Here is a 15,982-nt window from a genome sequence, read left to right as displayed (position 1 = left end):
ACATTCCAATTGTTGAAAGAATTTGTAAAATCCGGAGGTGAACTGATCGTCTTCTCTACACCGACCTTCATTGATGGGAAAGAAAGTGCTGAGCTGGCTCAATTCATGAAAGATTATGCAGGACAGATCAAAACCTACAACGAACTATCCGATCAGCTGATCCAGACCGTATTTGCAAGCCCCCAAATCTGCTTCAGGCAAGTAGCTGGTAACCATCTCTATCATCATAGAAGAACCTACAAAGATGGCGAACTGGTATTTCTGGTCAATTCTTCATTAACTGAATCTGCAACAGGACGTGTTTCCATCGAAGGGAAAACATTGATGGAACTTGATGCCATGTCCGGATCAATCTACGCATACCCATGCAAAACGGACGGCAATCATGTAGAAGCAGAATTTAGTCTTCCACCTGCCGGTAGTTTAATCTTATTCAGTTCGCCGTCAGCTACTAATACATATAAAGTGAAACCGGAAATTGCTAGTGGACAAATAATGAGATCCTCTACCCCATTGGAGGTGAAAAGACTGAAAGATAACGCACTGAGTATTGACTTCTGTGATCTGATTATAGATGGAAAAGCGGAAAGGCATCTCTATACGGTAGAAGCTTGTAACAAGTTGTATCAACATTATGGCATGAATGATCCCTGGAACTCCGCCATTCAGTACAAACAAAAAATTGTTGAGAAGGATACTTTCCGCACAGGTGATATCAAAGTACTCTATAATTTCATCGTTGCAGGCAATATAGATAAAAGCAAGATGAGACTTGTTGCCGAACAACCGGATATCTGGAAAGTAAAAGTAAATGGAAAAGCACTATCAGCACTTAACGGAGAGTATTGGCTGGATAGCCGTTTTGGAGTCTACAATATCGGAGATGTTGCCAAAACAGGAGTAAACACCATTGAGTTGAGCGTGAAACCGATGAGTATTTATGCCGAGATTGCTCCAGTCTACGTTTTAGGAGATTTCTCATTGGAATCTGCACCAATGGGTTGGGTAATCCGAGAACCTGTCAAAACCTTTAAGACAGGAAGCTGGAAAGAACAGGGACAACCTTATTATTCATGGGATATGGGCTATAGTAAAACATATCATATCGACAACCTTTCGGACCGTTATGCAATCCAACTGAACAAGTGGAATGGAACACTTGCCGAAGTGTACGTAAATGACCAGAAAGCAGGTATCATCGCTTATAAGCCTTACAATTTTGACCTTACACCGTATATAAAAAAAGGAGATAATAAAATTGAAGTCAGAGTAATCGGTAGCCTGAGAAACCTGATGGGACCTCACTATACAACTGAAGTCAGCATTACCGGCCCCTGGCATTGGAACGGAGTACAGAAGCAAGCACCGGGAAATGAATATTACTTCATGAATTACGGATTAATGGAAGATTTCGATGTTATCACCTCAAAATAAAAGACAGATTATTCAAATACAAAAAACAATATCATGGAGAATGTAAAAATCGGCTTGATGGGAGTCGGCCTCAATACATACTGGGGACAATTTGAAGGACTATTAGACCGTCTGATAGGTTATCAGAACAAAATAAAGAATAAAATGCAGTCGCTCGGCAATGTGACAGTCATCGATGCAGGAATGGTCGATGACTCTGAAAAGGCAGATCGGGTAACCTCCCTAATGAAGAGCGAAGATGTCGAAATTCTATTCATTTTCATTTCGACCTATGCTCTTTCATCTACCATTATTCCGATAGCCAATCGGCTGAATATACCAGTTATCCTGTTGAACATGCAACCTCTGCCTGCCATTGAATACGACAAACTAAACAGCATGAGCGACAGAGGTAGTATGACCGGAGAATGGCTGGCAAACTGTCAGGCTTGTTCCATTCCCGAATTCTGCTCAGTATTCAATCGTACCTCAATCCGATATGAGATCGTATCCGGATATCTGGACGACCAGGAAACTTGGACAGAAATCTCCCAATGGATTAAAGCAGCAGAAGTATCACAAGGGATGCGAAAAAACCGTATGGGGGTACTCGGTAATTATTACGGAGGAATGGTCGACGTATACTCCGATCTGGCACTACAAAGTACTGTATTCGGCACGCATATCGAAATATTGGAAATGTGTGAACTGGCAGCTCTAAGACAGAGTGCAACTCAGGCAGAAATCGAATCGAAGAAAGAAGAGTTTAGCAGGATATTCACGATCGACGAAACCTGTACAGCAGATGAAATTGAAAGAGCAGCACACACATCCGTAGCACTTGACAAGCTGGTTACTAAACATAAGCTCGGTTCGATGGCCTATTACTATTCGGGCTTGAATGGTAATGAATATGAGAATATCATTACCTCTATCATTGCCGGAAACACCATTCTCACCGGAAAGAATATTCCCATAGCAGGCGAATATGAAGTAAAGAATGCACAAGCCATGAAAATCATGTCACTTCTCGGCATCGGCGGATGTTTCTCTGAGTTTTATGCCTTGGACTACAATGATGATATCGTTATGCTAGGTCACGACGGACCGGCACACTTTATTATTTCAGAAGATCGGGTGAAACTCGTTCCACTGCCCGTATATCATGGAAAACCGGGCAAAGGATTATCTATCCAAATGTCTGTCAGACAAGGTCCGGTGACTTTATTATCCGTTGTCGAAGAAAAAGGTGGATTATCTTTCCTGATTGCTGAAGGAGAATCCGTGCCGGGGCCTATACTGAATATCGGCAATCTCAACAGCAGGTACAAGTTCCCGATATCCGCCAAAGAGTTTATCGAAAGGTGGAGCAAGGCAGGACCATCGCACCATTGTTCCATTGGTGTAGGTCATGTAGCCGATATTCTTAAGAAATATGCATTTATGCTAAATATTCCCGTCATAGTTATTTCTTGATATGATGTCCCTCCTTACGATACTGGTAAGGGGGGATTCCTTCTTTCTTACGGAAGAAAGTAGAAAACTGTCCCACATTTTCGAAGTTAAGTTTAAAAGCAATATCCATGATACTCATATCTGTCGTATCCAATAACTCCTTCGATCTTAAATATCTCAAATTAGCCTGATATTGTGCAGGTGATACATCTACATATTGCTTAAACATTTTCCGAAACCAGGAATAACTCACTCCAAGCCTTTCCGCAATACCTTCAGGAGAAATATTATTCTCAATTTCTTGTTTCATAATCGTACGGGCTTCATTGATTTTATTAACGGCAAGGGAATCGTTGAAAGTTTCATTCCTTTTTTTATAATAGACAGAACCTAAAATATAAAGTACAATACTTGAAATAATCTGCTGATATCCCGCTTTCTCTTCCAAGGTATAATTCACAATGTCCTCATACAACCCGATGATCGATGAACTAAAGCCTATATGATAGAGAGGACACTTCGGTGAGAAGAATCCATTCGCCACTCGGTTATCGATATGCACTCCCTTAAATCCTACCCAATACTCATACCACCCCGTATCAATATCCGGTTCATAAGTATGCCATTCGTTCGGAAATAATAGAATCATAGTTCCCGCTTCAATACGTTGTCTCTTACAGGATTGTGATTCAAAATATCCTCCACCGTTGGAAATATAAATAAGCTGATATTCTTTCAATACCCTACCACTCCTCGGATTAAAGATATGGGACTTCGGATGCTGAGAACGAGGGTAGGAACTATGTTTCGGAATCAATTGAGAACCCACAGTAGTCACTACAATTCCCCATGCTTCATCATTATTACTTATGTTAAAGTACTTAATATTACGGTTTTCAATTGTGCTCATGCTAATTTCAATAAATAATAAGATAACTCATTAATTGATTAATGCGGAGACAAATTAAAGCATTTTTTCGATATACGAGAACAAATGAGTAACAATTTACAAAGTGAATTCGGATACCACCGTTCTAATTTATCAAAAATGAAAAGTTATATATCAGTTTTGATAATTTTCCTGTATAGTTCCTCTCCATCTTGGTGTTATTCTCATTTACAAGCATGAAATTATATGAGAAAATTGTAAAATCAGTTGCGCTCCCCAAGAGATACTTATAAATATCAAGAAAAATAGATATCCATACTTTAGTTGGGATAACACTCTAAAAACACGAGAAAACTACCAATTAAAAATATCCACTCGTCTTCACTCTGTTTTTATCAAAAATGAAAAATTATATATCAATATCGAAAAATTTCCAAAACAGTTTCTACCTACTTTTGCATTATATAATCATTTTTCATTTATCTAACTTGGAAACACATGAAAAACCAAATCATTAATCACTTATTAAAAGTATGGTTAGCACTCATCGTCCTTTCTTTCCAGATGACAGCTATCACAGCGCAAACGACAAGGGAAGTGACAGGTATCGTCTATGACGAACAAGGAGAAGGACTTCCTGGTGTTACAGTCTTGGTCGACAAGTCGTCCAGAGGTGTCGTTACGGACATTGACGGTTCTTTCTCTATTAAAGTAGGAAATACCGATGTACTGATTTTCTCTTATCTGGGTTACCAGACACAAAAAATCACTGTCGGGATACAAAAAAAAATCACTGTAAATCTACAGCCGAAGACAGACGAGCTGGATGAGGTTACCGTAGTCGGATTTGCCAAGCAGAAGAAGGAAAGCGTGATCGCTTCGGTAACAACTATTAAGCCGTCAGAACTAAAAGTACCTTCCAGCAATCTGACACAAGGACTGTCGGGGCGTTTGGCTGGAGTCATAGGCTACCAGTCTTCGGGTGAGCCAGGAAAGGATAACGTTAATTTCTTCATTCGAGGTGTCACCACTTTTGGATATTCTGCTTCCCCTTTGATATTGATAGACAATATAGAATCGTCGGCAGATGAACTGGCGCGTTTGCCGGTGGATGATGTAGCCTCCTTTTCTATTATGAAAGATGCCACGGCAACTGCCATTTATGGTGCCCGTGGTGCTAATGGAGTGGTTCTGGTCACAACCAAAGAAGGTAAGGAAGGTCCTGCTGAAGTAAACATCCGATTAGAGAACTCTATTTCTACTCCTGCGAGGAATATTGAAATGGCCGACCCTATTACATACATGAAAATGTATAATGAGGCGATGATCACTCGCAATCCACTGGCTCCTCGACCTTTCAGCGACGAGAAGATCGCCAATACCGGAAAAGGATTAAATCCGTACGTTTATCCAGAAATAGACTGGTATGATGAACTATTCAAAAAAACAGTCATGAATCAACGGGTCAATGTGAGCCTTAAAGGCGGAGGCACAATGGCGCGTTATTACGTGTCGGCCAATTTCAGCCAAGATAACGGTGCACTGAAAGTAGATCCGAAAAACAACTACAACACCAATATCGATATTAAAAATATCCAGTTGAGAACAAATGTGAATCTGAATCTTACCAAAACTACTCAGTTCGATATTCGTGTTAATGCTAATTTCCAAGATTACAATGGTCCAATTGACGGTGGAGATATGATGTACCGCAAAGTACGTGTCTCTTCACCTGTGATGTTCCCGAAGTCCTTTGCACCCGACGACTCAAATGTACTGACGCAGCATGTCCTTTTTGGAAATACCGATGAAGGCAACTATCTGAATCCTTATGCTGATATGATTAGAGGATACAGAGATTCACACGAGACGACACTGACAGCTCAAATGGAATTATCGCAGAAACTTGATTTTCTTACCGAAGGGCTGAGTTTCCGTATTTTGGCGAATACCACACGGTATTCAGGTTTCTCTCTGGTACGCGAGATCTCTCCTTTCTATTATAACATAGGTTATTACGATAAGGATAATGACCGATATACATTGAATCTGTTGAATCCGGAAACAGGAAGGGAAGACCTGAACTACTCAAGCAGTGCTCCGAGTGTAAACTCCACCTATTACTTTGAGGCCGCTCTCAATTATGCCCGGAGGTTCGGGAAGCATGATGTAGGAGGATTATTGGTCGGCACCATGCGTGAGTATATCAGCGGTAACGCTCCCAATATTCAGGAGTCTCTTCCGTCACGCAATATCGGTTTATCCGGACGTGCGACTTATGCATACGACTCTCGCTACCTGTTCGAGTTTAACTTTGGATACAATGGTTCTGAGCGTTTTGCAAAGAAAGAAAGGTTCGGTTTTTTCCCCTCTGCTGGTATCGGTTATTTAATCAGCAATGAGCCATTCTGGCATGAGAATAAATATGTGAATAAATTGAAGCTGAAAGCTACTTACGGATTGGTGGGTAATGACAAGATAGGTAATTTGCAGGACCGTTTCTATTACATCTCAGAAGTTAATCTGAATGCGGGAGACTCGAGCATTCGGTTTGGGGAAGATTGGCAGCAAGCTATGCAGACGATTGCCACTACCCGCTACGGAAATCCGAATATCACTTGGGAGGTTGCAAGAAAATTGGACATCGGTGTCGAGACGACTTTATTTAATTTTTTAGAAGTTCAAGCTGATTACTTTCAAGAGAAACGTGAGAAAATTTATCAGGATCGCCCTACTATCCCTGCCGAGCTTGGGTATGCCGCTAAGTTATCCGCCAATGTGGGGCGCGCCTCCTCACGTGGATTTGAGGTACAGATGGATGCTAACCACTCGTTTAACAAGAATTGGTGGATGAGCCTACGCGGTAACTTTACTTTTGCCCGCAGTAATTATGATTATGCAGAAGAGGCTCGGCTAAACTATTGGTGGCAAACTGTCACAGGATATCCTATTGGACAACAAAGAGGATTGATAGCCGACCGCCTGTTTATAGACGAGGCCGATATTGCCAATTCTCCGCGGCAAATGTTTAGTGATTATATGCCCGGCGACATTAAGTACCGAGACATTAACGGAGACGACATTATTGACGACAATGACGTAGTGCCAATTGGTTATCCGACCGTTCCGGAGATAAACTATGGATTCGGTGTGTCGGTAGGATATAAGAATTTTGATATTTCATGTTTCTTCCAAGGATCCGGTCGCAGTTCTTTCTATGTTGATGCCATGCGCAATACTCCATTCGTTAATGCGGATTCTTTTGATAATGACACATTTAAAGGTCGAATCGCTCCCAATGGACTAATGCAATGTTGGGTAAATAATTACTGGTCAGAGTCGAATCGGAACAGTTATGCCGCAATGCCAAGATTGACAACGGAAACCGTAGAAAATAATACCCGAGCAAGTACCTGGTGGATCAGAGACGGCTCTTATATCCGATTGAAATCAGTAGAAATGGGATATACATTCTCTGACAAAATCCTTAAAAAATTACACATGACTAATTTACGTATTTATGCAAGCGGATTGAATCTGCTAACATTCAGCAAGTTCAAGGAATGGGATATCGAAATGGGAGGAAACGGATTTAACTATCCTATTCAAGCTGTGTATAATATTGGTTTGAATATCGGTTTTTAAAAATAGAAGAAAAGTATGAAAAAAATAGTATATATCGCCCTGCTTGTAACAGGCATTTCTTTGAGTTCTTGCAACTATCTGGATGTTATTCCAGATAATATAACCACTATTGAGATGGCATTTAATAATCGGATCAATGCAAGAAAATATCTAGCTACTTGCTATAATTTTCTGCCAGCTACCTATGATATGAAGAATAATGCTTCCATTTCATGCGCTGACGATTATTGTCCTTACCTAATGAAATATGACCGTTGGGACTTTACAAATTCCTGGAACTGGGTGAGAGGATTGCAGAATTCCAGTAATCCGCTCTTTAACTATTGGAGTAGCGCAAATAAATTCAGAGGCGTGCATGAATGTAATGTATTTTTAGCCAATGTGGACAGGGTACCGGATTTATCCTATACGGAAAGAAACAGATGGAAGGCAGAGGTCTATACATTAAAGGCTTTCTATTTGTATTGGTTATTTCTGCATTATGGCCCCATTCCTTTGTTGGATGAGAATATTGACATTAATTCCAAATTGGAAGACATGATTCAATATCGCGAAAAGGTAGATGATGTGGTCAATTATATCGTAGATCTATTGGATAAAGCAATCAACATGGATCAAGGGCTTCCCATGTACATATCATCTGTAACTACTGAAATGGGACGTATCACACTACCGGCTGCTCACTGTATCAAGGCTAAGGTGTTGGCTACTGCTGCAAGTCCTTTGTTTAATGGCAATACGGATTATGCGGACTTTCTCGATCCGAGAGACCACCAGCCTTTTTTTAATCAAATATATAGTCAGGAAAAGTGGAGAATTGCCGCAGAAGCATGTAAGAAGGCAATCGATATATCGTTGGAAGGCAATCACGATTTATTTGAATTTGACGAACGTGTGGCATTTCAATTGACTCCTGAAACTGAATTGGAAATGACCTTGCGAGAGATTGTCACTTCCCGTTATAACTGTGAGCAGATATTTGCTCCGGGGGCGACAGATATATGGATACAAGGAGCGGCACAACCACGTTTGACTACTTATGATATGGGAAACCGAGAATGGCATCATTTGTGTCAATATAGCCCTACGTTGAATATCATAGAAGAGTATTATACGGAAAATGGGTTACCTATAGAAGAAGACAAATCTTTGGTCGGAGCCGATTTGTATGAATTGACAACAACTCCCTCTGATCGTCCCGCTTTCTTTGTTCCCAATTACACTACAGTCAAACTACATTTGAATCGTGAACCTCGCTTCTATGCCAATATTGGTTTTGATGGCGGTAAGTGGTTTAATAGTGAGGTTCTTAGTCCGGAGGAGGCATATGGAGTGAATGCAAAAAAAGGAGGTATTGCTGGGCATGAAACGTATAGGGCATCTGCTACAGGATACTTTGTAAAGAAAGTATGTAGTTACAAAAATATGAATACAACAGCAGCTGAGGTACTTTATGCCTTCCCTAATACAATTATTCGTTTGGCAGATATCTATCTGTTGTACAGTGAAACGTTGAATGAGAGCTTGGATAAACCGAATGATGAAGTTTATAAATATATTCAATTGGTGCGCCACCGTGCCGGATTGGATAAAGGTACTACTTTACAAGATACATGGGCCAAACATTCTATCAATCCTAATAAACCTCTCACGAAAGAGGGAATGCGCGAGATCATTCATCGTGAACGGTTGATTGAAATGCAGTTTGAAGGAAAGCGTTTACATGACCTGCGCCGTTGGAAGAAATGCGAACAATATTTTAATACTCAAATGAGAGGATTAAGTATCGTAGAAGAGATGCCGGAGTTATTCTATGTACCCCGCGTGATTTATACTCGTAGTTTTTTTGTACGTGACTATTTATGGCCCTTGAAACAGGAAGACTTGAATAAGAATACGAGATTAGTTCAAAATCCATTATGGTAATATTAAATAGTGAAAGGATATGAAAACAAAGCTAATATGGTTGAATGTCATTATATGTACATTATTATTATCTTGCAAAGAGGATGAAGTACGGGCTCCTTATGGATATGAAGATCAGACCCCACCGCAAGATATATCAGAAATCATGATAAAAAGTATTTCAGGTGGAGCTGTTATAAAATATCAGATTCCAGACGATTCGGATTTGTCTTATGTAAAAGCCTTGTTCCAGACTAAGAAAGGAGAGACACGTGAGATCCGATCTTCTAAATATGTGGATTCGTTAAAAATTGAGGGTATAGGAGATACAGACGAGTATGAAGCAATGATTTATGCTGTAGACCGTTCGGAAAATGTATCCAAAGGAGTGAAAATAGCTTTTGTTCCGGATACGCCTCCTGTAGTAAATATACGGGAATCATTGAGAGCAATAGTAGATTGGGGCGGTTTCAGTCTGGATTTTAAGAATGATGGTAAAGATGCCATTTCTGTCATGGTTTATTACGAGAACTCCGAAACGGAAGGACAGCGCTTATATGATGTCTATTATACGGAGCAGAAAGAGGGTCCTCTTGCTATCAGAGGATTATCACCTCTACCTTCTAAATTTGTGGTGAAAGTGAAAGACCGTTGGGAAAATGAATCGGAACCTTATGAGTTTGAACTGACTCCATTGGAAGAAGAATTGCTTGATGCTACCAGATTTAAAGAAATGTTTATTCCTGGTGATGTCCGTTGGACCTTCTTCGGTGGCAACTGGAGTTGTTTCTTTAATGATAATTATGGCTCTATGGATTTTGCCCATACAGATTATCCTCAGGCATTTCCTCATCCTACTACCATTGATATGGGAACTACCGTGATGTTAAGCCGTATGAAGATATGGCAACGTCTGGTTCAGGATGACTTCTATAAACATGGTTGCCCCCGTCATTTTGCAGTATATGGTTGTCCTGAAGGACTGGATCCTTTTAAAGAAGAGAACTATGAATTACTGATGGATGGTCATCTGGAAAAACCATCTGGAGGAGAGTTTACAGATCCTAATACGGCAGAGGATATTTTAGTGGCACAACAGGGGCATGAGTTTCTATTTGATAATGAACTGATGGAACCGGTACGGTATGTGCGTTTTGTTTCTTTAGCATCATGGTCGGGAATGGAATGTTCGCGTATTGCTGAACTGAAATTCTGGGGACAATATATAGAGTAATTTTAATAACTGGATAAAATGAAAAAAATGAGATATATTATTGTTTTACTGTGTGTATCTATCACATTATTCTCTTGTACTGACTTGGTCGGAACATTTGAGAAATTTCAGGAAAATGGAGAGATTAATTATGTCGGAAAGATTGACTCATTAAAAGTACATGAGGGATTACATAAAATACAGTTTGAAGGATTTCTTTATTATGCGGAAACGGCTACTGACGTAATCATAAAATGGGATGACCAGCAATATACACAAAGTCTGGAAGGATATGGAAAGACGGATGTATTGGAAATATTGTTGGAGGATTTGGAAGAAGACTTATACGTGTTTAATGTGTATACAGTGGACAAGAACAACAATCGGTCCATCGTTACGACCTTACAGGCCAATGTATATGGTGATAAGTTTATTGCGGCTCAAAATCCAGTGCTGTATACTTATACCTCGAATGGAACGGGAGGTTTTACATTAATGTGGAATGAGATTCCTACACTCATGCAAGTATTGTTAGAGTATACGAATCATGATGGTGATAAACGGACAGTCGTAGTACCTGCTTTTACCATGCAGACAGAGATTGCCGATATTCAACCTGATACGCAACTGAAGATTACGACTTGTGTGAAGCCGAATAAAGACGCTCTGGAGTATATTTCACTCCCACCAAAATATGAAAATTTTAAATAACTAAAGGATTGATAAAATATGAGATCTAAAGGTTTATTTAAAAAAACATTTGTTACGGTTGTCTATGGTTTGGCTTTGATGGCAGCGGAAGCGAAAATTACGCTTCCCTCCTTCTTTACCGACAATATGGTGCTTCAACAGCAGACAACCGTAAAGTTATATGGAACCTCTTCCCCGCTGAAGCAAGTAAGCGTGTGTACAGGATGGGACGGCAAGAAATATGAGACTCGTTCTGATGAAAAAGGAGAATGGAGTTTGAATGTGCAGACACCAAAAGCGGGAGGACCTTATGAGCTTACCTTCTCGGACGGTACGAAACTGGTATTGAAAAATATCTTGATAGGTGAAGTCTGGTTCTGCTCCGGACAGTCTAATATGGAAATGCCGCTGGACGGTTGGGGAAAGATTATGAATTATCAGCAGGAAATAGCCAATGCTGATTTCCCTTCTATCCGACTACTTCAAGTAAGACATGCCGTAGATTTTGTTCCACAAACGGATGCTGGTATCGATTTTGGATGGGAGGAATGTACACCGTCTTCTATTCCCGGATTTTCGGCAACCGCCTACTTCTTCGCACGTAAACTGTGGGAGGAGCTGAAGATCCCTATTGGATTGGTACATAGCTCTTGGGGAGGAACTCCAGCAGAACCATGGGTTAGCTATGAGGGGCTGAAGAAAGTTAACAATTACCGAACCTATGCCGAGAAGATGTCGGCAATGTCTGACGGGAAAAAGAATACAAATGAGATTTTCCAACAAGAATATCGTAAGTGGATGGATAACCTTTCACCGCTGGATAAGGGAATGAAAGACGGAAAAGCAGTGTGGGCAACTACAGACTATAACGACAATCAGTGGAAAAGTATGAATGTGCCCGGATATTGGGAGACACAGGGATTGGAAGGATTTGACGGATTGGTATGGTTCAGAAAGGAGATCCGGATTCCGTCCGCTTATCAGGGAAAAACACTGGAACTTTCTTTGTCAAGGATAGATGATGATAATGTTATTTATTTCAATGGAACGGAGATCGGATCGACCACTGGAGTAGATAAAGAACGACGATATGCTGTACCGGGCGAATTGGTGAAAAGTGGGAGTAATCTTATCGCTATACGGGTTTTGGACACTGGAGGTGAAGGCGGTTTCGCAGGTGTACCTGAAAGTCTGGATATCCGTTATGGAAAGAAACGGATAGTGGCATTAGCCGGAGAATGGAAATATAATGTCGGGGCAAGCGGACAGAAGTTACAGCCGTTTTATGCTTCCAAACCGCAAATTACACCTCTGACTCCAGGTGCTCTTTACAATGCCATGGTACATCCTTTCATCAATTTCCCCATAAAAGGATTTATCTGGTATCAGGGAGAAGGTAACGAGGGACGCGCTTATGAATATACAGATCTATTTCAGGCATTAATCAATGATTGGCGGCAGAAATGGAATAATCAGACATTACCGTTTTACTTCGTGCAACTTGCTGCTTTCAGAGAAGCATCTCTCATTGACGTGAATGCTAAATGGCCTTATGTGCGGGAAGCGCAAAGTGCGGCACTAGCATTGTCTCATACAGGTATAGCAATAACCACCGATATTGGAGATGAGAAAGACATTCATCCTAAGAACAAGCAGGAGGTCGGACGACGTTTGGCGTTGTTGGCATTAAGAGATACTTATAACAAACAGACCACAGATGCGTCTGCGCCCGTATATGACACTTATCGGATAGAAGGAAACACCATTCGTATTCGATTCAAAGATTTAGGAAATGGATTCCGGAAGGAAGCCTCATTAAAAGGATTTGCGATTGCCGGTACCGATCATCAATTTTATCCGGCAGAGGCACATTTTGATGGTGATGAGATTATTGTCCACTCAGCGCAGGTCAGTCTTCCTGCTGCAGTACGTTACGGGTGGGCAGATTCACCGATTTGTAATTTGTTTAGTACATCTGGTTTGCCGATCTCTTCTTTCCGGACCGATAGATGGTGAGAAGGTAATCCTAATCGTTTGTTGTGAGATCATTAATAGGAATACAAATTATTAATATAAGAATAAATGAAGTATTGGAAAATTGGTTGCAGTTGGTTATTGGGATTAATGATAACTAGTTGCACGAACTCAACATTGGAATTGCAGGGGAATCGTTTTTTAACTATAAATACAGTCATTCGCGTTAACCAGATAGAGGTGACAAGAAACAAGAATGTAGGAGTGGATGAGCGTGAATGGCATACCCCGGAAAGAGTCGTTCAGTTTCGTAATGCCGTTGAAAAAGGTTTTCCCGGAGCAAAGATTACCTGGGCCTTCAGTTGGTTGGCATTGCATGATACGACGGCCAATTATCGGGAAATTCGTCAGTTGGTAATTGATTATCATCATAAGTACGGTGATGAGATTACATTTATCCCCGGAGCGTATTTTGCAAATGCTTATAATTCGACTGAGCAGGTGAATCGTGATTTGCATGAAGGCTTAAAACGGGTAACGGAGATCGTAGGAGACTCCTATAGGCCCAAAAGTATTTTAGCAGGTTTCTTATCTGCCAAGAACCAGCAATATTTAGCAGAGAAAGAAGACATACATGTTTGTCAGGGGAATATTTGGAGCCAATATGCTATAGATAATCAAGATGGAGACGGTGCTGTGTCCTATCCGTATTATCCTTCCATCGAACATTTTTGTAAGCCTGCCCAGGGAGAAAAGGATCAAGTGGATTGTGTAAACCTAGATGGTTGGACCATGGACTTTTTAGCTGCACGCAGGCAGGGGTTTGCGGAAGGGTTTAATAGTAGAATGGGAGTAGGACCGATAGAAACATTAGATGCTCATGGAGCGGATATGGGGTTACAGGAAATGATGCATACAACTGCTATTCATTTTGACGATGGCTTTCAACGGAATGGTTTTGCATGGGTTACTAATTGTTGGGAGTTATGTCTGGACATTGATACGCAGGGACTGACGGATTGGTTGACATCCATTCGTCAAAGATGGCCGAAGGTTAAATGTGTTACTCAAGGAGAGTTTGGACTTTTATGGAGAGACACCTATAAAAAGAATGACTTTAATTATCGTTTTTTTGAAAGAGGATCAGGGATAGGCGGATCGGATGCCGACAAAGAGATAATGTGGTATATGAACAAACGTTTCAGACTGGCTATCTTGAAAGATCTAAATTCCGGTAAGAAATTTGTGATTGACTTTACCCGCTACGATGTAAAAGTAGAGGAGCCCGTATCTGGGTCTACACGCAATTGGACACTATATGGAGAGATAAATCAAAAACGGACTCGTCAGCAAGATGAACCTGTTTGTGTCGATCAACTAACAGATATACAAAAAGAGGTGATCTGCTCCTATTATCCGGAGGTATTTGATTGAATATAAATATGAAATGGTTTGAATAGCGTACATTTATCTTACACGAATGCGTACAATAAACCGTCAGAGGGTGTCTGAAAATGCGCTATCTTTTAAATTTTATAAAAGTCCGAACTTTCCCAAGCTCGGGCTTTTTTATTCATTCTAAAATCGTTATCTTAGAGCATGTATGTCATCGAATCCAAATTTTACAGTTACCCAATTTTAATTGCCCTATATTCCTCTCTCTTTTTGTTAGTAACCGGACCTTGCTTGACACCCGGGTGTCATACATGCTCAGACCCGGGTCTCGACATGTTCAACACCCGGGTGTCGAACTGTTTGAGACCCGGGTCTTGTACAAACTTCCATTACTACAAAAAAAGAATTTCATTACTGGAAAACAAATGCAGCTTAGTAGTCCGCCCCCAATAGCATATACTACTTAAACACTTGTTTCATCGGTCGCCCAATCCATACTTGCGGTTGTTTCAATCCGAAAATAGATGCAATAGTGGAAGCAACATCATACTGCATCATGCTTTCCGAGAATTCACCTCCCGATTTTATATTCTTACCGGAAATAATAAAGGGAGTTTCCATCTCTTGCATAGTAATTCCACCATGCCCCTTATTGATTCCACCATGATCAGAGGTTATAATAAAGATTGTTTGTTTCAGCATTCCAGCCTCTTCCACAGCGCTGACAATCCGGCCGATATATGTATCCAATTCTTTTAGTTTAGCATAATAGGCAGGTGTATCGTGTCCCGCTCCATGTCCTACATGATCGGGATTATCAAAACAAACGGCAAGTAATGTAGGTTTCTTTTCTTTGATATAACTTTCTGCCATGCGGCACAAGACCTCCGGTTTTTCTGTATAGTCAGGTGATAAAGCATGATGGTTCAAAGCCAGTGTATCTACTAAATATTTAATCCCATCCCACTCATATAGGCAACCTATTTCCGCTTCCGGACGAGCATCCCTCAATAACTGAAAAATAGTAGGAAAAATTCCATGTTCGTTCACTACACGCGAAGGAAGTTCCGGGGTCCGGGACCCCCATTGCGTATACCCATGTAACTCCGGGCCCGCTCCCATAAACATTGAAGCCCAATTGATCGCACTCGAAGAAGGAAGTGCGGTACGTTTCTTTAGCGTATAACATCCATCCGCCATCATCTGCTTTACAACAGGCATATCAGCTTTTGGTACACTATAAGCCCCCCAACCATCCAGTCCAATAAAAATAACATGTTTTGCTTTCTCCTTAGCTTGGCTGGAAGAAGTAACAGAGGACATTAATATAAATAATAAGATCAGCAGAAAAGAATTTATTTTCATAAGTGTACTATTAATTACTTAAAACATTTCATTGGAAA

The 15,982-nt window shown here is 40.7% G+C and carries 10 protein-coding genes; 8 read left to right on the top strand and 2 right to left on the bottom strand.

All coding sequences use genetic code 11. The annotated features are described in order from the left end of the window. Positions 1–9: 9 nt before the first annotated feature. Positions 10–1,434 carry a hypothetical protein gene (locus EJF25_RS25315; RefSeq protein WP_235016669.1) on the top strand — a complete coding sequence of 475 codons (1,425 nt, stop codon included), beginning with the start codon at positions 10–12 and terminating at the stop codon, positions 1,432–1,434. 33 nt (positions 1,435–1,467) lie between these two features. Then, positions 1,468–2,889: an L-fucose/L-arabinose isomerase family protein gene (locus tag EJF25_RS01605; protein WP_125039738.1), complete on the top strand. Its 1,422-nt coding sequence runs from the start codon at positions 1,468–1,470 to the stop codon at positions 2,887–2,889. Here the strand turns inward: EJF25_RS01605 and EJF25_RS01600 are convergent. Continuing rightward, positions 2,879–3,778: an AraC family transcriptional regulator gene (locus tag EJF25_RS01600; protein WP_125039737.1), complete on the bottom strand. Its 900-nt coding sequence runs from the start codon at positions 3,776–3,778 to the stop codon at positions 2,879–2,881. The two genes, EJF25_RS01605 and EJF25_RS01600, sit on opposite strands and share 11 nt — an antisense overlap. A gap of 477 nt (positions 3,779–4,255) precedes the next feature. Here EJF25_RS01600 and EJF25_RS01595 point away from each other — a divergent pair, with 477 nt between their 5' ends. From EJF25_RS01595 to EJF25_RS01570, 6 genes are all read left to right on the top strand, one after another. Beyond that, complete coding sequence (locus EJF25_RS01595) at positions 4,256–7,402, top strand: SusC/RagA family TonB-linked outer membrane protein (protein ID WP_125039736.1); 3,147 nt, start codon at positions 4,256–4,258, stop codon at positions 7,400–7,402. Positions 7,403–7,417: 15 nt separating this feature from the next. Beyond that, positions 7,418–9,328, top strand: coding sequence for a RagB/SusD family nutrient uptake outer membrane protein (locus EJF25_RS01590; RefSeq protein WP_125039735.1), 1,911 nt, complete (start codon positions 7,418–7,420; stop codon positions 9,326–9,328). A gap of 19 nt (positions 9,329–9,347) precedes the next feature. Further along, positions 9,348–10,541: a DUF5000 domain-containing lipoprotein gene (locus EJF25_RS01585; RefSeq protein WP_125039734.1), complete on the top strand. Its 1,194-nt coding sequence runs from the start codon at positions 9,348–9,350 to the stop codon at positions 10,539–10,541. Positions 10,542–10,568: 27 nt separating this feature from the next. After that, on the top strand, positions 10,569–11,231 hold the full coding sequence (locus EJF25_RS01580) for a DUF4998 domain-containing protein (protein WP_160119356.1): 663 nt from the start codon (positions 10,569–10,571) through the stop codon (positions 11,229–11,231). An 18-nt stretch (positions 11,232–11,249) separates the two neighbouring features. After that, positions 11,250–13,226: a sialate O-acetylesterase gene (locus EJF25_RS01575; RefSeq protein WP_125039732.1), complete on the top strand. Its 1,977-nt coding sequence runs from the start codon at positions 11,250–11,252 to the stop codon at positions 13,224–13,226. A gap of 66 nt (positions 13,227–13,292) precedes the next feature. Then, on the top strand, positions 13,293–14,618 hold the full coding sequence (locus EJF25_RS01570; protein ID WP_125039731.1) for a DUF3863 domain-containing protein: 1,326 nt from the start codon (positions 13,293–13,295) through the stop codon (positions 14,616–14,618). A 420-nt stretch (positions 14,619–15,038) separates the two neighbouring features. On the opposite strand, the gene EJF25_RS01565 is transcribed toward EJF25_RS01570, so the two are convergent. Next, complete coding sequence (locus EJF25_RS01565) at positions 15,039–15,902, bottom strand: alkaline phosphatase family protein (protein ID WP_235016686.1); 864 nt, start codon at positions 15,900–15,902, stop codon at positions 15,039–15,041. Positions 15,903–15,982: the final 80 nt, after the last annotated feature.

It is taken from the genome of Bacteroides faecalis (assembly GCF_003865075.1).
In the GTDB taxonomy this organism is placed as follows: domain Bacteria; phylum Bacteroidota; class Bacteroidia; order Bacteroidales; family Bacteroidaceae; genus Bacteroides; species Bacteroides faecalis.
This window is presented reverse-complemented; position numbering and strand designations above follow the sequence as displayed.